This is a genomic window from Mycobacterium sp. E2497 (assembly GCF_001668695.1).
In the GTDB taxonomy this organism is placed as follows: domain Bacteria; phylum Actinomycetota; class Actinomycetes; order Mycobacteriales; family Mycobacteriaceae; genus Mycobacterium.
The window spans coordinates 56146-77408 of record NZ_LZKD01000176.1 but is presented as its reverse complement, the minus strand read 5'-3'; the positions used below and the strand labels follow the sequence as shown (position 1 = coordinate 77408).

Below are 21263 nucleotides of genomic sequence, written 5' to 3'. Positions count from 1 at the left end.
GACCAGTGGATTGGATTGGTGGATCTGGTAGAGCGGGATGCGGTCCAGGCCCAGCCGTCGCGCGCTGGCGCGCTCGCGCTGCTTGACCACCGCCGGGAACGGCGCGACCGGCATGATCTTGCTGGCCACCGCGACGTCGGCGCGTTCGTCGCCGAGCGCCTCGCCGAGGATCCGCTCGCTCTTGCCCAGCCCGTACACCTCGGCGGTGTCGAACAGTGTCACCCCCAGGGCGAGCGCGCGGCGCACGATGTCACGCGCGGCGCCCGAGGCGTAGCCCTCGCCGTAGCCCCATTCGCGTGACCCGAACTGCCAGGTGCCCAAGCCGATCCGGCTGACCCGTCCGACTCCGTCGACGTCGAGATACTTCATGCCGCCCACCCTAGCCAGGGATCTTGCCCAGCACGTAGGTGGCGATGCCCACCCCGGCCAGTCGCGGCTGCTCGGCGTCCGTCGTGCCGCTGCAGGAGACCATCAGGTCGACGATCACGTTGGCCTTGGCCGCGATCGCCCGGGCCGAGCGGATCTGCAGCCCCCGGGGCGTCAGGTCCAGCGTGGTGATGCCGTTGCCCGCGTCGGCGGGCGCGCCCACCGCGAAGGGGAGCGCCTCCCCGCTGGGCGGTGTCAGCGTCACGGTCAGGCCGCCGCAGCGGCGCCACCCCGACAGCAACGCCGCGAGCTGCGACTGCGCCGCCGCCGGGTCGCGGAAGGCCACGACCGCCTCGATGACCTGGGTCGACTTGAGGAAGGTGTGCGTGTCGCGGTACTCCGCCGCGTGGTATCCGGCCACGTCGCCGGTGTAGGCGTCCGGCGTGCCCGGGGCGATGCTGCCCCAGCATTCGGGCCGGTCGATGGCCCCCGCCGCGCCGGGGCGGCCCGGGTTGTTCCAGGTCTGGCCCGCCTCGAGGTTCTGGTCGGTGGTGAGGTTCTTCAGGGCGTCGGCGCCGGGCAGCAGCGCCGCCAGGGCGTCCGGTGTGACCGGACCCGGACCGGCCGGGGTCGTCGGGCCCGTGGAGGTGGTCGCGGGCGCGGCGGTCTGCGGGGACGGGGCGGGGCCCAGGGTGGACCACGCGACCAGGGCGACGACGCCGACGGCGATGAACGCGTACGACAGCGCCAGGCCCGCCCGGGCGCGGTCCCGGCCGGGCTCGCCGGTGCGGCGGATCTGCGCCAGCCCCGCGTGCCCCAGGATCGCCCCGACCGGCGCGAACACGAACGCGAACACCAGCGAGAGCGTCGCCAGCACGTTGACGGGCGGCCGGTACGGCGGGGTGGGGGCCGGCGGCGGAAGCGGCGGCGGTTCCAGCGGAGGTGGGGTCGGCGGGACCCGGCCCAGTGGGTCGTAGGTGTACGGATGTTGCCAATACCGGTCCTGCGGGTCGGTCACGCCAGCGCCTCCTTACCGGCCGAACCTGCCCGCAATGTAGCCGATCACAGGCGCGGTTTGGCCACGCTGACCACGTAGGGTCTGTTGGCCAGGGTCAGGTACACCCGATGCGGCCCGATCGCCATGCCCGACAGCGCCGCCGACTGGGCCGCCGGCGGCAGCCCGGCCCGATAGCCGGTGACGCGGATCACGGGGATGGTCCGGCTCGGGAAGCCGGTGAAGCTGGCCGTCTCGAGCACCACCAGCTCGCGGTCGGTGGCGGCGTAGAGGCGGGTGTCGTCGGTGCCCAGCTCGCGGATGGGGGACGGCAGCCGGGTGCCGGCCAGTACCGTCAGGCCCTCACCGCCGCGGCGCGAGTCCACCGCGTACAGCGTGCTGTCGTCACGCCCGGCCACGTAGCTGCGAGTCACCGCGGCGCCGTCGCCCGCCGAGACCGCGACGTTCATGCGCAGCGACCCGCGCTCTTCGGCGGGTGACGAATGTCCTTGGTAATGGCGGATTCCCGAGGGCGCGTAGGCATGGTAGTCGATCTCGCGGCCGCGGTTCGCACCGTCGATGCTGTCAGCGGGCTCACCGGTGACCGGGGCGGTGGGCAGTTTGCGCAAGCCGTACTGGTCCACCGGCGTCACCGACGTCCCGTCCGACGACAGCGCCAGGAGCGTCCGCAACCCGGCGTCCTCGGACAGATACGCCGGGGCGGGTCCGGCATCGAAATCGCCGACCTGGCGCAGGCTTTGGAGGTCGACCTCGGCGACCCGGCCGCGGTCGGGCTGCGGCACGAACACGATGCGATCGTCTTTCTGGCTGATCTGCACGTTGCGTCCGGCCGCCATGGGCGCCGAGAACCGGGTGTCGGCGTCGCCCGGGCGGTCACCGGCGCTCACCTCGGCGACCCGCTGATCGCCGGTGAGCGCGACGAGGGCGTGGGCCCGATACGACCACACCGGCGCGCGCAGGGGCGCCGCGACCGACCACAGCACGACGTCGGGGGCGCTTTCCAACGATGCCCCGGGCGCGGCACACCCGGCCGTGACGACGAGGGCGCCGAGGATCGCCGCCGGGGTGCGGACACGACCGGCCATGAGCGTCCTCCCTTTCGCGGCTTGACTTTCGCGACTTGGTGAGGAACTACCCACTGGTGGGCGGCCGTACCCGTTTGGTGGCGGATTTCGTCGGGTAGCCGAAAGAAAGCGCGCAACAGCCCGCGCGCCGAATCAGGGGAAGGACACCATGGCTCAAAGCGCCATCAAGTCGCCCACCGATGTGGTCGACTTTCTCGTCAGTCAACACCAGCAGATCAAGTCGTTGTTCGCCGAGACGCTGGCGGCTTCGGGGAAAGAACGTGAGAAGGCGTTCGTCGAACTCCGGCGGCTGCTGGCCGTCCACGAGACGGCCGAGGAGGAGATCGTGCACCCGCGCGCCAAGCGGAAGCTCTCCGACGGCGCCGCGGTGGTCGGCGAGCGGCTCCACGAAGAGCACGAGGCCAAGACCGTCCTGCAGAAGCTGGAGAAGCTCGACGTCGACAGCGCGGAGTTCACCAGCATGCTGACGCAACTGCGCGACGCGGTCGTCGAGCACGCCGAGCACGAGGAGCACGACGAGTTCTCCAAGCTCGGCCAGGAGCTGAGCGACGACGAACTCGAACGGATGGGCCGCGCAGCCAAACTCGCCGAGGCGATCGCGCCGACCCGCCCGCACGCCGGTGTCGAGTCGCAGGCCGCCAACCTCGCCGCCGGACCGTTCGCGGCGATGCTGGACCGCGCCCGCGACGCCATCGTCGGCAAGGGCTAGCACGGACTCACGGGGTGTCCCCACTCGAGGGGGAGTGGGGACACCCCGTCCCGCACCGAAGAAAAAATCATGACCGCCGCCAAGACCCCCGGCGCCGACCGTTACCTGCCCGCCGAGCGCGGGCTGGACGCGCTGCGGGCGGCGGCCGAATGCTGCCGCGGCTGCCCGCTTTTCGCCGACGCCACCCAGACGGTGTTCGGTCGCGGAGACCCCGGCGCGCCCATCATGCTGGTGGGCGAGCAGCCGGGCGACCAGGAGGACCGCGCGGGCGAGCCGTTCGTGGGGCCGGCCGGGCGCCTGCTCGCCCGGGCCCTCGAAGACGCCGGCGTCGACCCGGCGTCGACGTACGAGACCAACGCGGTCAAGCACTTCAAATTCACCCGCAAGGGCGGCAAGCGGCGCATCCACCAAAAGCCGGGCCGCACCGAGGTGGTCGCCTGCCGACCCTGGCTCATCGCCGAGATCGAGGCGGTGCGGCCCCGGGTCATCGTCTGCCTAGGGGCCACCGCCGCGCAATCCCTTCTGGGAGCGGCGTTTCGGGTCTCCACCCAACGCGGACGACGCCTGCCGCTACCCGACTCGCTCGTCGACCTGGAGCCCGAGCCCGTCGTGGTGGCGACAGTCCACCCGTCGGCGGTGCTGCGCGATCGCAGCGACCGGCACGACGAGTCCTACCGGCTCTTCGTCGACGACCTGCGCAGCGCCCGTTCCGGAGTCGCCGACCACTGAGCGATCCTTCGCTCACCCCTTCCTGTGCGGCATGAATTCCTGCGCCTTGGTTTTCAGGCCCACCTTGACGAAGCCCACGCGGTCCTCGTCGCCGGAGAGCACCGCGGTGGCCGACGACTTGAACTGGTCCCAGGTCGCGTGCGGCGGGATGGGCGGCATGTCCGGGTCGGTGAAGACGTCGAGCACGCTGGGGCGGTCGGCCGACAAGGCGTTGCGCCACGCGCCCCCGAGTTCGTCCGGGTCCTTGATGGTCATCGCGTTCAGGCCCAGGCTGGCCGCGAACGCCGCGAAGTCGACGTCCGGAAGCGCTTGGGACTCATGGAATTTCGGCGCACCGGCCATGGCACGCATTTCCCAGGTGACCTGGTTGAGGTCGTTGTTGTGCAGAATCGCGATGATCAGCCTGGGGTCCTCCCACTCCTGCCAGTACCGCTTGATCGTGATCAGTTCGGCCATGCCGTTCATCTGCATGGCGCCGTCGCCGACGAACGCGATGACGGGGCGGCGCGGCTGGCCGAATTTGGCGCCGATCGCGTACGGCACGCCTGGTCCCATCGTGGCCAACGTGCCCGACAGCGAGCCCCGCATGTTGCCGCGGAAACGCAGGTTGCGCGCATACCAGTTGGCCGCCGACCCGGAGTCGGCCGTCACGATGGCGTCGTCCGGCAGCATCGGGGAGAGCTCGGAGTACAGCCGCATCGGGTTGATCGGGTCGGCGCTGACGTGCGCCTCCTTGTCCATCGTCTCCCACCAGCGCGCCACGTTCTTCTCGATGGTCTCGCGCCACGACCGGTCCTCCTTGCGGCGCAGGTGTGGAATCAGCGCCCGCAGAGCGGTTTTCGCGTCGGCCACCAGGTTGACCTCGTAGGGGTAGCGCATTCCGATGAGCCGGCCGTCGACATCGATCTGCACCGCGCGGGCCCGCCCGAAATCGGGCAGGAACTGCGTGTAGGGGAAGCTGGACCCGACGGTGAGCAGGGTGTCGCAGTCCCGCATCAGCTCGTAGCTCGGCCGCGTCCCCAGCAGGCCGATAGAGCCGGTGACCCAGGGCAATTCGTCGGAGAGCACGTCCTTGCCCAGCAGCGCCTTGGCGGCGCCGGCGCCCAGCAGGTCGGCCACCTGGCTCAGCTCCTCGTGCGCCCCGCGGGCGCCGGTGCCCACCAGCATGGCGACCTTCTTGCCCGCGTTCAGCACCTCGGCCGCGCGCGTGATGGCCGCGTCGTCAGGGGCGATCTCCGGGTACGCGATGCCCAGGCTGGAGGGCACCATCTTGAACGCGTGCTCGGGCGGCGAGTACGGCAACTCCTGCACGTCGCTGGGGATGATCAACGCCGTCGGCGCCCGCTGGGTCATCGCGATCCGGATCGCGCGGTCCAGCACGTTGGGCAATTGTTCGGGGACGGTGACCATTTGGACGTAGTCGCTGGCGACGTCCTTGAACAGGGTCAGCAGGTCGACCTCCTGCTGGTAGTTGCCGCCCATCGCGGTCCGGTTGGTCTGCCCGACGATCGCCACCACCGGGACGTGGTCGAGTTTGGCGTCATAGAGGCCGTTGAGCAGATGGATCGCCCCCGGGCCCGACGTGGCCGCGCACACCCCGAGCCGGCCGGTGAATTTCGCGTAGCCGACCGCCTCGAAGGCGCTCATCTCCTCGTGTCGCGATTGGATGAATTTCGGCTTGTTGTCCGCGCGGCCCCACGCGGCGAGCAGCCCGTTGATGCCGTCGCCGGGGTAGCCGAACACGTGCTCGACGCCCCACGCCCGCAATCGATCCAGCAGATAGTCCGAGACCTCTTGCTTGGCCATTGATGTCCCTCCTCGACAGACGGTTCGATGATGTTCGCTGCGTACGCCGGCCGACGCGGAGCCACGGTGACGCGTGGTTTGCTGCGAGGGCCCGCGGCCGTCTGTTTCGACCGCAATCTGGCGCGAATGGGCGGCTGGCGCGCATCCCACACGTCGGGCATACCCAGGATCGCCGTGATTATTCGTCGGTGTGACATCGCAGCCGACGGCTCTTCGGGTGCCGTTGAGGGTGCGGGCGATGTCCGCCAGGAGGTGTGGGCGAGAGGCGGTTTGCCGGAGCGGTTTCGCCGGGAGCTACCTGGCGTGGGTCACGCAATCTTGGCCAGGTCGGACGATCCGGACGCGCTATGGCCCTTGGCCACGCGCCGGATCAGCATGCGCGTGGCCTTGTCGAGGATCTCCTGCGCGGAGTCGGGATCGCGGGCGCGTTCGGCGCGCCGCGTGGCCGCGGCGATCGTGAGCCCCTGTTCATACCCGGTCACCACGCGCGGGTCGACGTAGGACCCGCGCGCCACCGCCGGCGTGTTGCCCAGCTCCTCGGCAACCTCCTTCATGACGGCGGATTCCACGCGTTTGGCCACCCGCCGGGAAACGGCGGGGTCCGCATCGGCGAACGCCGTTGCCGCCAGCACCGTCCCGTGCCAGGTCCGCAGGTCCTTGACCGTGTATTCGTCGCCGACGAGCTCCTTGAACCGGGCGTTGAGGTCGTCGGATCGTAACTCGACCCAGCCGGACGCGGTGCGGCACACCAGGAGTCGTTCCGTCCGGTCGGGCCGGCGCGTCAGCGCGCGCACCGCGCGAACCACCTGGGGATCCGCGATCTCCACGGTGCGGCGCACGCCGCTCTTGGCGGGGAAGTCGAATTCGACTGCGCCACTGTGGACCACCACGTGCTCGCACAGCAGGGTCGCCAGGCCGTACGACTCGTGCTCCTCGGCGTATTGTTCCCCGCCGGCGCGGAAGTAGCCGCGATCCAGCAGGCGCAGCGCCAGCCCCAGCACCCGGTTCCGGGTCAGCCCGCTGCGAGTCAGGTCTTTCGCGATGACGGCGCGCCACTGTGGCAACCGGGTGGACAGTTCCAGCACGCGGTCGAACTTCTCCTCGGCGCGTTCCTCTTGCCATGCGGTGTGGTAGAGGTACTGGCGGCGTCCCGCGGCGTCGACGCCGACGGCCTGAATGTGTCCGTTCGGGTGCGGGGAGATCCACACGCTTTTCCAGGCCGGCGGAATGACCAGATCCTTGATGCGCTGCAGGGTTTGCGGGTCGGTCAGCGGCTCGCCGTCGGGCCCGTAATACGCGAAGCCTTTCCCGCTGCGCTTGCGCGCGATGCCCGGCTTGTTGAGAACGCTGCGACGCAGCCGCATGATTTTCCTCCAGTTACGTTCGCTGACTGGACAATTACCCGTCGCGGTTGCCGTTCACACGTAGCGACGAAGCGGCCCGCCACGGCGTCGTGGCGGGCCGCTCGGCGGTCTCGGCGCGGCTCAGCCGGCCATGAACTCCTGGTAGGCCGACTCCAAGGTCGGCGGCAGGGCCGAGACGTTGCACTGCCGTTCGGTGTCGCCGATCGGCGCCAGGATGCCGCGCAGGTCGTAGTACTCCTGCGGATGCGCCGTGAAGTAGCTCCGCAGGTTCGCCGCCGCCTCTGGACGCGGCTGGCCGTAGGCGGCGGTGACCACCTGTCCGGCGCCCGGATGTGCCGCCAGGTACTGCTCGGCCGAGCCCCGCACGGACGAGACGGTGGCGTTGACTCCGCCGGGGCTGCAGTCGGGCGCCGCGGCCGCGGACGGCGCGACGACGCCCATGGTGATTCCCCCGAGCAGGCAGCCGGCACTGATGCCGGCCAGTCGCCGGCGCGCGACAATACTGCTGATTTTCATGATCAGTGTGTCCTTACAGAAATTGCGAATTGGTTCTCGACAGAGGCTCCCGATCCTCGAGAACCAAAGTAGCCGAGGTCTAAAAGGTGCCGAGCTCGCTCGCGACGAACGCGGGAGGCAAAATCCATGAATACGGCCAGGGAACGTGAGCGTTCACTAAGCGAATGGTCAATTCCCGCGGGCAACGTTGAGAATTCTTAAGGACCACAACGTGATTCTTAAGGAACCGTAATCGGGATCGTGATGGAACCGTTACCTGAAATCGGCGCCATCGCGGCCCTCACGGGGTGCGCACGGCGCCATGGATCCGTTGAAGTGCCTCGGCGACCGAATCGACCAGCGGCAAGCCGAGGCCGGTGATCAGTCGGGTGAGCCGACGCAGCGCGACGCAGCTGACCACGCTGTAGCGCACGCCGCAGAGCTGACACTCGTCCTGGATTAGCAGCAGCACGCGGAGGGCCGCGCTGCCCAGGTAAGTCACGCGGCCCAGGTCCAGGATCAGCGGGGCCCGCAACCGCACGAAGCGGCGGATCGCCGTGGAGACCAGGTTGGCATTGGACGCGTCGATCTCGCCCGTGATGCGCACCAGGTTGGCCAGGCTGTGCGCCTGCACGTACAGTTGCGCGCCGGCACAATCGATTTCATAGCAGTGGAGTCGTTCTTCGGCTCGGTAGGGTTGAGCAGTCATGTCGTCGCCCCTCGGATGCGGTGATCGGTGGTGAGCGACCGGTGCCCGCGGCCGCTCGAATGAGGGCAGCTGTGGATTCAACCTGAGGTGACCCTAGCGTCGATGCCGCCGCCGCGATATGCCAATGACTTCGCCTTGGCGTTACGGCCGCCCCGAAAGTGCCACCAACCAGCGGATTCCGGGCCGACCGCGCCGGCGTGGGCCGACAACTCTTCGTTTCCCGGCCGTGCGACGCCCGCTCAGATCCGGGAGAAATCCGGTCGGCGCGACGACGCGTGCGCGCCGTCGCCGCCGTCCTTCGCGTGGCCGTCGGCACCGGCCCGGGGCAGCGACCGCAGCCAGGTCTCGACATCGGGCCCGAGGACTATCGCCTGATCGGACGCCAGCAACGCTCCCGCGGCGAGTGCGGGAACGGCGGGCTTGACCGGCCGCACGGCGCGGCTATCACCGTGACGGGCAAGCACTTTCGAGGTCAACTCGGGCAGCCGGATGGCCTCCGGGCCGGTGATGGTGCGCGGCGTGGGCGTCTGGCCCAGGGCCGTCTCGACGAGCACGTCGGCGACGGTGTCGGCGGCGATGGGCTGAATCAGCCAGTCCTCCACCATCACCCGGTCCCCGTCATGATTCACCGGCCCCGCGGGGCCGGTGGCGGATTCGTACCACGGGGTGGACTTCACCAGCGTGGCCGGGACGGGGCCGTCGAGCAGGATCTGCTTGGCCGCCCGTTTGGCCTCGAAGTAGGGGATCCCGTCGAACGCCGGATCGTCGATGCCGGCCATGATGGAGACGACCAGCCGCTGGACGTCGCGCGCGGCGCACACGCCCATGATGTTGCGCGAGGCGGTGACCAGGGCCTCGGCGGCGGTCGGCTGCCCGTCGCCCGCCAGGGGTTTGGAGACGTCGATCGCGACGTCCACTCCCTTGAACGCCCGGTACAGGCCCTCCCCGGTCAGCAGGTCGACGCCATGCGCGCGCGATATCTCGACGACCGCGACGTCGCGGGCCTTGAGCCTGGCGACGACGCGGGATCCGGCGGTGCCGGTCGCCCCGATGACGGCGATGGTGGTCAGAAGCCTCACCCTCTTTCGTTGGTCGCTGAGCTTTACCCACTCGATTGCGGTTCAAACGGTCCGATTCGGCCGCAGGAGCCCGCCCGTGATCGCACGCACATCGGCGGGGGAGTTTGGCGGGTCGGCCGGCGGGAACGCCGTAGGGGCCGAGTTGCACAGTAACCAAAGGGAGGTCGATCCATGGGGGATGACAAGAGCGGGCCGCAGGAAGCCGTCCAGGGCACCGTCGAGGGTGTGAAGGGCAAGGTCAAGGAGGTCGGCGGGGCCGTGCTCGGTCGCGATGACGTGGTCAAGGAGGGTCAGGCCCAGCAGGACAAGGCCGACGCTCAGCGCGACGCGGGCAAGAAGGAGGCCGAAGCCGAGTCCGCGCGGGCCGGCGCGGAGGCCGCCGAGCAGCGCGAGAAGGAAAACCAGTAAGTCGCCGGCGAAGGGGCCCGGTCCCGTTGGGGGCCGGGCCCCTTTTTCGTGCCCGCGCCGCGGTTTCAAACCGCCGAGCCGGGTTATCCCTGGCTAGAACCGACCGCCGGTGTGTAGCGTGCGGTGGACTAGCGAGGTGGACGATGAGCTTGACCGAACGGGTCTCGAGCGTTCTCGCGTTCTTGCGCGCGGGTTACCCGAACGGTGCGCCCGCGCTCGGGTACGCGCCGCTCCTGGCGCTGCTGCCGCGACGGGTGTCCGACGACGAGGTCACCACCATTGCGACGAAACTGGGTGCGCTCGAACGCGGTCCGATCACCAACGTTGACGTCGGGGTGGCGATCACCCGGGTCACCGACGAGCTGCCGTCGGTGGACGAGATCGAGCGGGTCCGCCGCCGGCTGAGCGCGATGGGATGGGCGGGGCGCCCGCACGCCTGAGCCCCGTGCTTCACGCGTGTGCGAGGTCGACCACCAGCGGTCGATGGTCGGAGATCCCCATGGGCTCGCTCTCGACGGCGCTGCCGCGCAGGCGGCGGTCGTCGGTCAAGATGTGATCGAGCTGGCGGTCGGGGGCATCCGCGGGGAAGGTCGCCGCGGATGCCAGCGCCCGCATACCCGACCACCGCCGCACCGTCTCGGGGGTCATGTTCAGGTCGCCGGTCAGCAGCCGCGGGCCCGGGAAGCCGCGCAGGTCGTGCACCAGCCTGCGTAGCTGGCGCCGATTCCAGCCCGGCACGAACGACAGATGCGTGTTCGCCACCGTCAGCCCGCCCATCGGGGTGTGGAGCTGCGCGATCACCGCCGCCCTCGGCTCCTCGTCGACGACCATCACCCGGTTGGGCCCGGGCAGGTACATCGGAAATCGCATCGGGATGCGGGGCAGCCGCACCACCTGCCAGCTGGCCACCGGATAGCGTGACAGCAGCGCGATCCCGTAGGCCGCCGTCCCCGGCTGCTCGTGACCCGTGGCGGCCATCCACGTCGCCCCCGGGGTGCCGGAGATCGCGGCGACGAACCGGTGTTCGACCGCCCCCATGGCCTCGGCCGCCACCGCGGTGAGGTCGGCGCGATCCGAGCGCGGCTGATCACAGTCGACCTCTTGCAGGCTCAGCACGTCGGGATCGAGGCGGCTCACGCAGTCGCGCAGCCGCTGCAATTCCACTCCGTCACCGACGGTGCGGCCGTGCAGGATGTTGAAGGTCGCCACGCGCATAGGGTCCTCCTACCCACTTCCCGGGTGGGCAGTCACGACCGCCAAGGATGTCTCACCGGAACACGACCTCTCCCACGGCGAGCAGTCGCTGCAGGACGAATGGCGGCACGACGGTCGCGCGCCCGGCACGGCTGGGCCCCAGCCTGCTCCGATAGCACTGCGCCGCAAGGCGTTTGCGGTTGACGGCCCAGCCGGGTGCGGGCACCGTGCGGGCGCGGTCCCACGGCACCGTCGGATCGGCCGGGGCGGCCCAATGCCACATCCATATCGGATATTCGAGCAGTGCGACGCCGGTGCGCGCGCACGCCGCCGCCGCCGACCGTCCCACGGCCTCGTGATCGGGGTGCCCGTCTCCCCGCCAGGTCGCCGCGCACCACGTGTCGGGACCGGCGGTCGCGAGGATGTCGACGAGCGACTCGGTGATCGCGTCCTCGTGGTCGGCCAGCTCGCCGCCGGGCAGGCCCAGCGTGACGGGCGGACTGACGCCCAAAACATCGCTCGCCCTGCGCAATTCGTATCGACGTGTGGTCGCCAGACGGATCCGGCCGGATCGCGTCGCACCGGGCTGGGCCGTCCCCCCGTCGCTGACCGAGACCACCCGGACGTCGACGTGCGACGCGACCAGTTGGGCGATCGTCGCGCCCAGGCCGAGGGTTTCGTCGTCGGGGTGGGGGGTGACGACGATGAGGCGCGGGCACTCGCTCAGGTCCAGCGGCGGCACCGGGTCGCGCTGGAAAGCGGCCAGCCACAACGGCGCCGGAGTGCCGCCGTGGGTAAGCGGCTTGGCGGCGAACCGGTCGCGGTTGCTGGTCGATGCGGTTCTCACGGCGCGCCTCAGCGCCGCTGGCCCGCGAGCCGCCCGAGCTCGGCGAGGTCCCGCTCGGCGTGGCTCTGCCGAATGTAGATGCTCAGGTCGGCGACGCGCTGGGCGTGCCGCCCGTCCTGGCAGAGCGGGCCGGGCCCCAGCGCACGGCCGGTGCGGGTGATGGCCTCGTCGACCGCGTGTTCCACGACCGAGCGGACGCGCCGGGCCAGCAGCTGCGCGGTACCGGCCCGGTCGAACGGGTCGCAGTCGACCTGGCTGGCCGCCACGGCCAGGATCGCGTCACCCGCGGCCAGCGCGGCGTCCACGGCGCCGAGGTGGGCCAACGAGTAGGCGTCGGCGGATTCGCTTGCGGCGCAACGGTACAGGGGGTCGGCCACTCTGCGCGCGCCACCCAGCCAGCAGGCGGCCACGCCGATCGCCGCGTGCCAGAACCCGGGTCGGTTCAGATAGTCGCCCGGGTCGCCGACGGCCACGGCGTGGGTGTTGGTGAACTGCACGGGCCGGGTGTCGCTGCCCGCCATTCCGGCGTTCCACCAGGTGCTGGGCAGGGGTTTGACGCCCGGATCCGTCACCTGGACGGCGAACAGGCCCGGCGTTCCGTCCTCGAGCCGGGCGGTCACCAGCGCATGGGTGCAAAACCCGGCGCCCGAGCACCACACCTTCGTGCCCGTCAGGGTGAACGCGCCGTTGACATCGGTCGCCGTCAACACCGCGTCCGGGGACTCGGCGGCCCAGACACCCCACAGTTGACCGGATTCCGGTGGTTTACCGCCCAATTCGTGCAGGATCGCCACGGCGTCGGCATGGGCTTCGGCGACCCTGGCCGCCACGATGTTCTCTTCGGCCAGCGACGCCAGGCGCTGCCAACGTTCGGCGGTGCGCCCGGAGGCGGGCAGCGGCAGCTCGAGTCGACCGGACTCCAGCCAATGCCTGACCAAACCCGCCGTCACGCGCAATCACCCGCCACCGATCTCCCCAGTTGCCTGGGGCGGTCAGCGAACCCGTGTGGCGCCCGAGCCCGGGTTCGCGCCGACGTGATGACGGACGATTCGGTGTCGCGGTGGCTGCGGTTGCCCGCGGCGCGAAGGCCGCCGATGCGCCCACACACCGACAATTCCGCGCGTTGTTCGTGGGCGGAGATCGGGGCGGCTGCGGCATCACGCGCATGGAGCCAGGCGGCTGACATAACCGTAAGACTTGCCCAAACGACCGCAACTTAAACGGCTTACCGTCCCCGCCGCCGCGTCCGCGCAGGTTCCGCCCCCCGCCCGCGGGGTATCACCTAGGCACGATGACACCCCACGAGACGACAACGCACGAGACCCACGTCGACCCGCCCGCGTCCAGCACGCCGCTGCGGGAGGCGCTGCGGGGTGCGGCCTCGGCCCTTAAGGAGAACGGACCGCGTTTCGCGTTGGCCGGCAGCTACGCACTGTGGGCCTACGGCGCTCCCGAGCCCACTCACGACGTGGACCTGGTGGTGGCCGAGTCGGACGTGGACGACGCCGTCGCCACCCTCAGCGACGCGGGCTTCACCGTCGAACGGCCGCCGGAGGACTGGCTGTTCAAGGCGCGCGCCGGCGAGACGGTCGTCGACGTCCTGCATCGCCTCAACGGCGTGCGGGTCGAAACGTCCACCCTGGACGACGCCGAGCAGCACGACGTGCTGGCCATCCGGATGCCCGTGCTGCCGCCCACCATGGTGCTGATTCAGCAACTGCGGTCCCTGGGGGAGCATTACTGCGACTTCGCCAGGCTGCTGCCCGCCGTGCGCGCGGTGCGCGAACAGCTGAACTGGGATCAGATCAGGGCGCAGACCGCCGACAACGACTACGCGGTGGCATTCCTGGTGTTGATCGAGCGGCTCGGCCTCACCTGCGCTCGCGACGGTCAGTGATTCCGCAGCTTGGCAACCAGCTTGTCCTTCGTCAGGCTCGAATACCCGGACATGCCAAGTTCTTTCGCGCGCTTCTTGAGCTGAGGGACGGTCCAGTCCTGATACGAGCCCGACTTGCCGCCCTTGCGCCCGACCGAGGACTTGCCCCGGGCGGCGGCCGCATTCGAAATGCGGGCGGCCTTCTCCTTCGAGTCGCCCTGCTTGCGGAGGTCCTTGTACAACTTCTCGTTCTTGATCGACGAATTCGGCATCATCCATCCTCCTGTCCACGATCACCAGAGCTGAAAGCAGGGTGCCCGCCCGGACCGGGGTGAAAACTCCTGCCCGCGAAGCCCGCCCCGGCCGATACGCGCATCTATTCCTCGCCGCGTGGGTTACCTACCATTGATGCGGGTAGTCGAGGGTGATGACCGGGACGATCAGCGACGACGGCGAATTGCGCGGTGTGGTGGCAGTCGGTGCCTCCGCCGGGGGAGTCGAAGCGCTGTCGAAGCTGGCCGCGGGACTGTCGCCCGACGTTCCCTACGCCTACGTGTTGACCCTGCACGTCCGGCCCGGTGCGCCCAGCGTGCTGTCCCGGATCCTCGACCGCTCCGGCCCCCTGCCGGCCGTCGCGGCCGAAGACGGCGCGAGGCTCGAACCGGGGCGCATCTACGTCGCCCGCCCCGACCACCACCTGCTCGTCGCCGACCACCGCGTGCTGTTGTCGCAGGGACCCACCGAGAACGGGCACCGGCCCGCGATCAACGCGCTGTTTCGCTCGGTCGCGCTGGCATTCGGCCCGCGCGCGGTGGGCGTCCTGCTCTCCGGGGTGCTCGACGACGGGGTGCTGGGCCTGGCCGCGATCCGCTCGCGCGGCGGCATCACCGTCGGCCAGTCACCCGACGACGCGCTGTTCCCCGCGATGCCGACCAACGCGCGCGACGCCGGCCTGCTGGATCACCAGGCCACGGCCGCCGAAATCGGCGCCCTGCTCAAGGAACTGTCGCACCAAGAGCGAGAGGATCCGGAGATGGAGCCCGACGCCGCAATGGAATTGGAGAATCGCATCGCCATGATGTCGCGGTTCTCGACCGATTTCGACACCCGGGAGCTGGGCGCTCCCTCGGGGTACACCTGCCCGGACTGCAATGGCTCCCTGGTTTCCCTCAGCGAGGGCAACTTCCGCTGCCAGGTGGGTCACGCGTGGACGGCCGAGGCGTTGCTCGCCGCACGGGACGACGAAGTCGACGGCGCGCTGTGGGTCGCCGTGCGCAGCCTGCAGGAAAAGGCGCGATTGGCGCGACAATTGGCCGACCGGGCCGCGCCAGGTCTGCTCAACCGGCGCTACACCCGCCTCGCCGAAGAAACCGAACGGGCTTTGAGAGTGCTCAGCGACCGGCTGTCCCACAACGCTCCGCATGGCGATGATGGCGATGGTTGAACCGCGGTCCGCCATCCGCATCGACACCGAGGCACACGATGAGGTGCCGGTGCTGGTGGTCGAGGGGTTGTTGGACAGCTCCACGTATCGGGCTCTCCGGGACGCGGTGATCAAGGCCGCCCTGGACGAGCCCAGCGCGGTGATCGTCGACGTCGACCGGCTCTCCGTGCCGACGGCGTCGGCCTGGACGGTCTTCACCAGCGCGCGCTGGCACGTCAGCGTCTGGCCGGACGTCCCGATCCTGCTGGTGTGCTCGGCACCGGACACGCGGCGGGCGATCGCCGCCGGCGGCGTGACCCGGTACGTGCCGGTGCACCCCACCCGGGAGTCGGCGCTGGACGCCGTGCGCAGTCAGTCGTTACGGGTCCGCCGTCGGGCCCGCACCGAGCTTCCGCGTTCACGCGGCAGCCTCGGCCTGGCCCTCACGATCGTCAGCGATTGGCTCACCGAATGGGACAGCCGGGAGGCGGTCCCCGTGGCGTCCACGGTGGCCACCGTGTTCGTCGAGAACGTGCTCGACCACACCGCGTGCGCGCCGGTGCTGATCGTCGAAAGCCTCGACGACGCCGTCACCGTCGCGGTCGAGGATTGCAGCGACCGGTTGCCGGGCCGGCACGAGGATGCCGGTCGTGGCGCCGAGCTGGTGTCCGGCCTGGCGATCGTCTCCGCCCTGTGCCGGGTCTGGGGTGCCACGCCGACCTCGACGGGCAAGACGGTGTGGGCACTGGTCGGTTGCGAGAACCGGCTCTGATCACCGCGAGTAATGTTCAAGTCCTTCGGCCACGCTCGAGGCGGACGGGACTTGGATGGACGGGACGACTGACGAGGCTTTCGAGGCCCTGTTGCGCTACATGCGGGACTCGCGCGGCTTCGACTTCACCGGTTACAAGCGCACGTCCCTGATGCGCCGGGTCCGCCACCGGATGGACCAGGCGGGCTACAGCACCTTCGAGGAATACCTCGACTTCCTGCAAGCCAGTTCCGACGAATTCGCCGCGCTCTTCAACACCATCCTGATCAATGTCACCGCCTTCTTCCGCGACCCGGACGCTTGGGAATACATCGCCGCCGAAGTCATTCCGCGGATGCTGGCCGAGCGCGGTCCGGGGGACCCGATCCGGGTATGGAGCGCGGGCTGCGCGTCCGGCGAGGAGGCCTACACGCTGGCCATGCTGCTGGCCGAGGCGCTGGGGCCCGAGGCGTTCCGGCAACGGGTCAAGATCTACGCCACCGACATCGACGAGGACGCGCTGACCGAGGCGCGCGCCGCGTCCTATGACGCCAAGGCCGTCGAGTCGGTGCCGGCCGACCTGCTGTCCCGTTATTTCGAACAGGTCAACGGCCGCTACGTCTTTCACAAGGACTTGCGCCGTGCGGTGATCTTCGGCCGCAACGATCTGGTCAAGGACGCACCGATCTCCCGCGTCGACCTGCTGGTGTGCCGCAACACCCTGATGTACCTCAACGCCGAGACGCAGCGAAACGTGTTGGGCCGCTTGCATTTTGCGCTTGCACCGCAGGGCACGCTGTTCCTCGGACATGCCGAGATGCTGCTCAGCCACGGCGATCGGTTCGCCCCGCTGAACCTCAAACACCGAATCTTCCGCAAGGCGCTCGGTAGCCACGCCGGCGTGGAGCGCTACGACCCCGCCGGGGCGTTCTACGAACGCAACGTCGACCTGACGGGACTGACGACGGTGCGCGACTTGGCTTTTCGCGCCAGCCCGGTGGCCCAGATCGTGGTCACCGGCGAGGACACCGTCGCGATGATCAATCAACAGGCCGAGACGCTGTTCGGGCTTTCGGCTCGCGACATCGGCCGGCTGCTGCGCGACCTCGAGGTGTCCTACCGGCCGGTGGAGCTGCGGGCGTATCTGGAGCAGGCCAAGGTGGAGCGCCGGCCGGCGCGGATCCAGGACGTCAAATGGCAGCGGCCGGGCGCCGAGACGGTGTGGTTCGAGATCCACGTCAACCCGCTCGTCGACGCCGAGAACGGGTTGCTCGGCGTGTCGATCGTGTTCTTCGACGTCAGCGCGACGCGCGCCCTGCTGGACAAGGTGGTCCAGACCAACCGCCAGCTGGAAGCGGCCTACGAGGAGCTGCAGTCCACCAACGAAGAACTCGAGACCACCAACGAGGAACTGCAGTCCACCGTGGAGGAACTGGAGACCACGAACGAGGAGCTGCAGTCCACCAACGAAGAACTCGAGACCATGAACGAGGAGCTGCAGTCCACCAACGACGAGTTGCACACCATCAACGACATGTTGCGGGAGCGCGGCGTGGAACTGGACGAGGCGAAGCACTTCCTCGATGCGCTGATCGACTCGGTTCACATGGGCATGGTGGTGGTCGACCGCGAGATGAAGGTCATCCTGTGGAACCGTGGCTGCGAGGAGCTGTGGGGGCTACGCGCGGACGAAACGATAGGAAACAGGCTCACGAATCTGGACATCGGCCTGCCGTTGGAAAGCGTGCGGCCGCTGATCGGCAACGCGTTCGTCGACGCCGACAGCTCCGGTGAGACGGAGGTCGACGCGGTCAACCGGCGGGGGCGGCCCACCCGGGTACGCGTCACGTGCACGTCGTTCCGGTCGGGTGAGGAGACGACCCGGGGCGCGCTGCTGCTGATGGAGGTGGTGGTCTAGCCGCCTCAGCGCCCCCACCGCGCGGCCGCGTCCTCGGCGGCCTGGTGGGCCAGCTGCGCGCGGCGCCGCGACTCGGCGGCCCTGCGCCGCGCCGTCTCCACCGTTTCCGTGGTGGCGCCGAATCCCGCGGACAGGTCCCGGCGTCTGCGGCCGAGTTCGGCGGCGCGCGACGCGGCGAGTTCGGCGCGGCCTGCCGCGTTGTTCACGACCTCGTCGCGCAACAGCCCCGGCGCCGGCGTGTCCGCACCGGAGTCGTGCATCGGGGGGCCCCAGGACACCCTGGCGCCGTCGTGGGGCTGCTGCGCGGGCAGCGGCGCCCCTTCGACGATGGCCGTCAGCGCCCGGCCGATCTGGTGAATCGGCAACACCGGTTCGGCCCCGGCCCGCGCCGCCGCCACCGGCATCGACGAATACAGCGCGGTGTCCGGGCTCTCCGCGAGGACGACAGCGCCGGCGCGCTTCATCGCCGCCGTGCCCGCGGCCCCGTCTTGCCCGGAGCCCGACAACACCGCCGCCACGCTGCGCGGCCCGTACGACTCGGCGACCGACCGCAGCAGCACGTCGAAGCGCCGCACCCCGAAGTTCTTCATCGCGCCCAGGTGGCAGCGGCCGTCCGGGGTCAGCTCCAGCTGCATTCCCGGCGGGCAGATGACCACCTGCCCTGCCGCCAGGGCCTGCCCGTCGCGCGCCCAGCTGACCGGCCGCGCGCTCTGCCGGCGAAGAATCGCCGGCAGCACGCTGTCGTGGTCGCCGAGGTGTTGCTGTATGACGACCGCGGCCGGAAACTCGTCCGGCAGGTCCGTCAACACTCGTGACAGCGCGTCCAGGCCACCCGCCGACGCCAGCAGGACCACCAGCTCGACGACGGGCAGGTGCGCGTCGCTCGCCACCCGTCTAGTCTTCCAAAACGGCGGCCGCGGCACAGTCCCGCCAGCGATCCGTTCGGGTCGGGCCCCGAAGCGTTGTCCATAATGCGAAACCGCGGCGCCTGAGGCGAAACGGCTGCGCCGCCGAGTTTCGCCCATATCGGGCCGGGTACGCCCCCACGCCAAAGGCGACGGAAGGGGTTCGAAGGTGAGGATCGCGATCGTCAGCGGCGACGACGTCGTCGGCGACGACCCACAGCAACTGTCCGCCGCGCTCGCGGCCCAGGGCCACCAGGTCACCCGGTTCGTTCGGCACAATGGCCGCCGAGCTGCGGGTATCAGCACCGACGGCCGCACCGTATCGGTGGGCGTCGGCCCACGAGCGGCAAAGTCGGTCTCGGACGTGCTGCCCTACGTCGGCGACTGGGCGAGCGCCCTCGCCGGCCAATGGGCGGCCGAGGCGCCCGACGTCGTGCACGCCTACGGGTGGCTCGGCGGTCTGGCCGCGCAGCTGGCCGCCCGGCGGCAGGACGTCCCGACCGTCCAGACTTTCCCGGGCCTGGCCGCCACGAACGGGACGGGCAAGCATTCGGAGAGCGAACGGCTCCGCATCGAACCGCTCCTGGCGCGCAGCGCGAAGTGGGTGACCGGTGAGAGCTCCGATGACGTCGACGCGCTGACCCGGCTGCGCCGCAGCCGCGCCCGCGTGTCGGCTTTGACGAGCGGTGTCGACGTCGAGCGATTCACCTCGAGCGGTCCGGCGCTGGCCCGCACCGACCTGCATCGTGTCCTCTGCTTCGCGCCGAACCCGCTGCCGGACAACGGTTTTGATATCGCCATCGGCGCCCTGCGCAGGGTCCCCGCCACCGAGTTGGTGGTGGCGGAGACCGGCGCCACGAACCGGGCGCACGACGAGGCGCGGGTCCGGCTGCAACTGCTGGCCGCCAGGCTGGGGGTCGGCGACCGGGTTCGGTTCGCGGGCACCGTCGCCGATGACGAGCTGCCGACGCTGTTGAGATCCGCCGACGTCGTCGCCTGCACGCCGCGACGGCCGCCGCGCGCGACAGCGGTCCTGCAGGCGATGGCCAGCGGGGTGGCGGTGGCGGCGTTCGGGGTGGGGGTGCTCAAAGACGCCGTGGTGGACAACGTCACCGGCTTGGTGCTGTCGCCGGGATCGTCCGTCGGACTGTCCGCCGCGCTGAGAAACCTGCTCCCGCAGAGCTTTCAATGTGAGAGCATGGGCGCTGCCGGCCGCAGTCGCGCCGTGTCGCGCTATGCGTGGGACCGGATCGCCCTCGACACGCTCAACATTTACCGACAGGTGGGCTCCCCACGCTGGACACCGGCGCGCTTGCAGTCGTCGGGTGTCCGGTGATGCAATGATGACAGTGCGAAAGCCCTGGGGGGGCCGCAGACTATGACCGCCATGACGAGCATCACCGATAGCACCGGCCCTGGTGTGGCCGCCGGTGCCGGCTGTCAACGGCCCGACGCGCAGAAAGCCGACCCGGGCGCCCCGGCGCTCGTCGGCGATGCCGGGCGGCCGGCAGGTGTTCCCGGCTCGGCGATTCGGTTCGACCAGTTCCGCACCGTCGACGCGCAGGCCGCGCGGCGATTCTTTGCCGGCGTCTACACCCCCGGGTGGCGCATCACCGGGCTGATGGGCCGCTCGGCGGTGTCCCACCGCCGCTGCGAGGCCGGCTCGATGACGCTGGACGACGTGACGATTCAGGGGCGCGTCGCGCTGGAGATCCCCGCCTCCGCGGGCGTCGTCGTGATCCAGCCCCGCGCGGGGTCGACGAGCGTTGCCGGCGGCCCCCTCGCGTCGGTGGACTTGCCGGTGCTCGTCGCCGGCGGGATGCCGTGCGTGCTGCAGTGCAACGGGTCACGGTTCGATGTGGTCAGCATCCCCGGGGACGTGCTGCACCGGGCCGCCGCGGATTGGCGCGCGCCGTTACCCCGGCAGATCCACTTCCGGGACTGGCGGCCACGCTCGCGCGCGGCCGCGCGGGCGTGGCAGCGGGCGCTGGACTATGTGGTGGGGACCTTGGCCGGGCCGGACACGGCGCATCAGCCGCTGATCGTGGCGGGGTTGGCTCCGTTGCTGGCCGGCGCGCTGCTGGAGTGTTTCCCGTCCAACGTCACCGAACAGGATCTGGCTGACGAGCCGGCGTTGCCCGAAACGCTCAGGGAAGCAGTGTCTTTCATCCATCGTCACGCCGCCGCCGACGTCAGCATCAACGACGTCGCCGCGAAGGTTCATCTGACGCCCAGGGCGGTGCAGTACCTCTTCCGCCGCCAGCTCGCCACCACGCCAACGGAATACATTCGCCGCGTGCGCCTCAACCGCGCCCATCAAGAGCTGCTGGCGGGCGCGCCGTCCGACACCACCGTCACCGAAATCGCCCAGCGGTGGGGGTTCGCGCACACCGGCAGGTTCGCGGTGCTGTATCGGCAGACGTACGGCCAGAGCCCGCACACCACCCTGCGGCACATGACCCCGCAGCCGTAGCGACACGCCGCCAACGCGCAGGTCAGGCCCGTCGCGTCCCCTCGCGCGTCACCTTCGCGCCATGGTTGCGATGTGAACACGACGAAAGTTGTTTTTTCCCGCCCCGTGTCG

23 protein-coding genes are annotated in these 21263 nt (G+C 70.0%); 10 read left to right on the top strand and 13 right to left on the bottom strand.

Translation table 11 applies throughout. From position 1 onward, the window contains the following. The 3 genes from A5713_RS16230 to A5713_RS16220 form a co-directional block, all read right to left on the bottom strand. The coding region (locus A5713_RS16230; protein ID WP_197516389.1) for an aldo/keto reductase at positions 1-369 on the bottom strand (369 nt) is incomplete at its 3' end. Positions 370-379: 10 nt separating this feature from the next. Then, on the bottom strand, positions 380-1384 hold the full coding sequence (locus A5713_RS16225; protein ID WP_068097044.1) for a sensor domain-containing protein: 1005 nt from the start codon (positions 1382-1384) through the stop codon (positions 380-382). Between the two features lie 44 nt (positions 1385-1428). Beyond that, a complete protein-coding gene (locus tag A5713_RS16220) occupies positions 1429-2466 on the bottom strand; it encodes a hypothetical protein (protein ID WP_068097041.1) in 1038 nt (345 codons plus the stop codon). A 148-nt stretch (positions 2467-2614) separates the two neighbouring features. Here A5713_RS16220 and A5713_RS16215 point away from each other — a divergent pair, with 148 nt between their 5' ends. Further along, positions 2615-3175, top strand: coding sequence for a hemerythrin domain-containing protein (locus A5713_RS16215; RefSeq protein WP_068097038.1), 561 nt, complete (start codon positions 2615-2617; stop codon positions 3173-3175). A gap of 69 nt (positions 3176-3244) precedes the next feature. Continuing rightward, positions 3245-3904: a UdgX family uracil-DNA binding protein gene (locus A5713_RS16210; protein ID WP_068097034.1), complete on the top strand. Its 660-nt coding sequence runs from the start codon at positions 3245-3247 to the stop codon at positions 3902-3904. A gap of 12 nt (positions 3905-3916) precedes the next feature. On the opposite strand, the gene A5713_RS16205 is transcribed toward A5713_RS16210, so the two are convergent. The 5 genes from A5713_RS16205 to A5713_RS16185 form a co-directional block, all read right to left on the bottom strand. Next, positions 3917-5710, bottom strand: a complete 1794-nt coding sequence (locus A5713_RS16205; RefSeq protein ID WP_068097031.1) for a thiamine pyrophosphate-requiring protein — start codon at positions 5708-5710, stop codon at positions 3917-3919. Positions 5711-6018: 308 nt separating this feature from the next. Beyond that, positions 6019-7074 (bottom strand): DNA topoisomerase IB, encoded by a 1056-nt coding sequence (locus A5713_RS16200; protein ID WP_068097028.1) that lies wholly within the window; start codon positions 7072-7074, stop codon positions 6019-6021. Positions 7075-7194: 120 nt separating this feature from the next. Further along, the gene (locus tag A5713_RS16195) at positions 7195-7590 is read right to left on the bottom strand and encodes a heme-binding protein (RefSeq protein ID WP_067918064.1); all 396 of its coding nucleotides are present in this window, start codon (positions 7588-7590) and stop codon (positions 7195-7197) included. 280 nt (positions 7591-7870) lie between these two features. After that, positions 7871-8278, bottom strand: coding sequence for an STAS domain-containing protein (locus A5713_RS16190; RefSeq protein WP_068097025.1), 408 nt, complete (start codon positions 8276-8278; stop codon positions 7871-7873). Between the two features lie 239 nt (positions 8279-8517). Continuing rightward, on the bottom strand, positions 8518-9357 hold the full coding sequence (locus tag A5713_RS16185) for an SDR family oxidoreductase (RefSeq protein ID WP_068097022.1): 840 nt from the start codon (positions 9355-9357) through the stop codon (positions 8518-8520). A 171-nt stretch (positions 9358-9528) separates the two neighbouring features. On the opposite strand from A5713_RS16185, the gene A5713_RS16180 reads away from it, so the two are divergent. Then, the gene (locus tag A5713_RS16180; protein ID WP_067918059.1) at positions 9529-9765 is read left to right on the top strand and encodes a general stress protein CsbD; all 237 of its coding nucleotides are present in this window, start codon (positions 9529-9531) and stop codon (positions 9763-9765) included. A 143-nt stretch (positions 9766-9908) separates the two neighbouring features. Continuing rightward, on the top strand, positions 9909-10205 hold the full coding sequence (locus A5713_RS16175; RefSeq protein ID WP_068097019.1) for a DUF3349 domain-containing protein: 297 nt from the start codon (positions 9909-9911) through the stop codon (positions 10203-10205). Positions 10206-10215: 10 nt separating this feature from the next. Here the strand turns inward: A5713_RS16175 and A5713_RS16170 are convergent, their stop codons facing one another. From A5713_RS16170 to A5713_RS16160, 3 genes are read right to left on the bottom strand one after another with little or no spacing between them, the layout of a single operon-like run. Then, on the bottom strand, positions 10216-10980 hold the full coding sequence (locus A5713_RS16170) for an endonuclease/exonuclease/phosphatase family protein (RefSeq protein WP_068097014.1): 765 nt from the start codon (positions 10978-10980) through the stop codon (positions 10216-10218). Between the two features lie 52 nt (positions 10981-11032). Then, complete coding sequence (locus A5713_RS16165) at positions 11033-11806, bottom strand: PIG-L deacetylase family protein (protein ID WP_068097012.1); 774 nt, start codon at positions 11804-11806, stop codon at positions 11033-11035. 8 nt (positions 11807-11814) lie between these two features. Continuing rightward, on the bottom strand, positions 11815-12756 hold the full coding sequence (locus A5713_RS16160; RefSeq protein WP_067918053.1) for an acyl-CoA dehydrogenase family protein: 942 nt from the start codon (positions 12754-12756) through the stop codon (positions 11815-11817). A gap of 341 nt (positions 12757-13097) precedes the next feature. On the opposite strand from A5713_RS16160, the gene A5713_RS16155 reads away from it, so the two are divergent. Next, positions 13098-13703 carry a nucleotidyltransferase gene (locus tag A5713_RS16155; RefSeq protein WP_068097009.1) on the top strand — a complete coding sequence of 202 codons (606 nt, stop codon included), beginning with the start codon at positions 13098-13100 and terminating at the stop codon, positions 13701-13703. Here the strand turns inward: A5713_RS16155 and A5713_RS16150 are convergent. Beyond that, the gene (locus A5713_RS16150) at positions 13697-13954 is read right to left on the bottom strand and encodes a hypothetical protein (protein ID WP_007168278.1); all 258 of its coding nucleotides are present in this window, start codon (positions 13952-13954) and stop codon (positions 13697-13699) included. The two genes, A5713_RS16155 and A5713_RS16150, sit on opposite strands and share 7 nt — an antisense overlap. A gap of 155 nt (positions 13955-14109) precedes the next feature. Here A5713_RS16150 and A5713_RS16145 point away from each other — a divergent pair, with 155 nt between their 5' ends. From A5713_RS16145 to A5713_RS16135, 3 genes are read left to right on the top strand one after another with little or no spacing between them, the layout of a single operon-like run. After that, on the top strand, positions 14110-15126 hold the full coding sequence (locus A5713_RS16145; protein ID WP_068097006.1) for a chemotaxis protein CheB: 1017 nt from the start codon (positions 14110-14112) through the stop codon (positions 15124-15126). Beyond that, the gene (locus A5713_RS16140) at positions 15119-15877 is read left to right on the top strand and encodes an STAS domain-containing protein (protein WP_068097067.1); all 759 of its coding nucleotides are present in this window, start codon (positions 15119-15121) and stop codon (positions 15875-15877) included. Before A5713_RS16145 ends, A5713_RS16140 begins: the two co-directional genes overlap by 8 nt. 55 nt (positions 15878-15932) lie before the next feature. After that, a complete protein-coding gene (locus tag A5713_RS16135) occupies positions 15933-17774 on the top strand; it encodes a CheR family methyltransferase (protein WP_068097003.1) in 1842 nt (613 codons plus the stop codon). A gap of 5 nt (positions 17775-17779) precedes the next feature. Here the strand turns inward: A5713_RS16135 and A5713_RS16130 are convergent, their stop codons facing one another. Next, positions 17780-18664, bottom strand: coding sequence for a chemotaxis protein CheB (locus A5713_RS16130; RefSeq protein WP_068097000.1), 885 nt, complete (start codon positions 18662-18664; stop codon positions 17780-17782). A 184-nt stretch (positions 18665-18848) separates the two neighbouring features. Here A5713_RS16130 and A5713_RS16125 point away from each other — a divergent pair, with 184 nt between their 5' ends. Both A5713_RS16125 and A5713_RS16120 read left to right on the top strand, forming a co-directional pair. After that, positions 18849-20015, top strand: a complete 1167-nt coding sequence (locus A5713_RS16125) for a glycosyltransferase (RefSeq protein WP_068096997.1) — start codon at positions 18849-18851, stop codon at positions 20013-20015. A 42-nt stretch (positions 20016-20057) separates the two neighbouring features. Next, positions 20058-21152 (top strand): helix-turn-helix transcriptional regulator, encoded by a 1095-nt coding sequence (locus A5713_RS16120; RefSeq protein ID WP_082972993.1) that lies wholly within the window; start codon positions 20058-20060, stop codon positions 21150-21152. The last annotated feature ends 111 nt before the right edge of the window (positions 21153-21263 follow it).

What these genes read in the sequence shown, in the direction of transcription:
- A5713_RS16220 (WP_068097041.1), bottom strand. Translation starts at nt 2,466, where the DNA reads ATGGCCGGTCGTGTCCGCACCCCGGCGGCGATCCTCGGCGCCCTCGTC.
- A5713_RS16215 (WP_068097038.1), top strand. Translation starts at nt 2,615, where the DNA reads ATGGCTCAAAGCGCCATCAAGTCGCCCACCGATGTGGTCGACTTTCTC.
- A5713_RS16210 (WP_068097034.1), top strand. Translation starts at nt 3,245, where the DNA reads ATGACCGCCGCCAAGACCCCCGGCGCCGACCGTTACCTGCCCGCCGAG.
- A5713_RS16205 (WP_068097031.1), bottom strand. Translation starts at nt 5,710, where the DNA reads ATGGCCAAGCAAGAGGTCTCGGACTATCTGCTGGATCGATTGCGGGCG.
- A5713_RS16200 (WP_068097028.1), bottom strand. Translation starts at nt 7,074, where the DNA reads ATGCGGCTGCGTCGCAGCGTTCTCAACAAGCCGGGCATCGCGCGCAAG.
- A5713_RS16195 (WP_067918064.1), bottom strand. Translation starts at nt 7,590, where the DNA reads ATGAAAATCAGCAGTATTGTCGCGCGCCGGCGACTGGCCGGCATCAGT.
- A5713_RS16190 (WP_068097025.1), bottom strand. Translation starts at nt 8,278, where the DNA reads ATGACTGCTCAACCCTACCGAGCCGAAGAACGACTCCACTGCTATGAA.
- A5713_RS16180 (WP_067918059.1), top strand. Translation starts at nt 9,529, where the DNA reads ATGGGGGATGACAAGAGCGGGCCGCAGGAAGCCGTCCAGGGCACCGTC.
- A5713_RS16175 (WP_068097019.1), top strand. Translation starts at nt 9,909, where the DNA reads ATGAGCTTGACCGAACGGGTCTCGAGCGTTCTCGCGTTCTTGCGCGCG.
- A5713_RS16170 (WP_068097014.1), bottom strand. Translation starts at nt 10,980, where the DNA reads ATGCGCGTGGCGACCTTCAACATCCTGCACGGCCGCACCGTCGGTGAC.
- A5713_RS16155 (WP_068097009.1), top strand. Translation starts at nt 13,098, where the DNA reads ATGACACCCCACGAGACGACAACGCACGAGACCCACGTCGACCCGCCC.
- A5713_RS16150 (WP_007168278.1), bottom strand. Translation starts at nt 13,954, where the DNA reads ATGCCGAATTCGTCGATCAAGAACGAGAAGTTGTACAAGGACCTCCGC.
- A5713_RS16145 (WP_068097006.1), top strand. Translation starts at nt 14,110, where the DNA reads ATGACCGGGACGATCAGCGACGACGGCGAATTGCGCGGTGTGGTGGCA.
- A5713_RS16140 (WP_068097067.1), top strand. Translation starts at nt 15,119, where the DNA reads ATGGTTGAACCGCGGTCCGCCATCCGCATCGACACCGAGGCACACGAT.
- A5713_RS16135 (WP_068097003.1), top strand. Translation starts at nt 15,933, where the DNA reads ATGGACGGGACGACTGACGAGGCTTTCGAGGCCCTGTTGCGCTACATG.
- A5713_RS16120 (WP_082972993.1), top strand. Translation starts at nt 20,058, where the DNA reads ATGACCGCCATGACGAGCATCACCGATAGCACCGGCCCTGGTGTGGCC.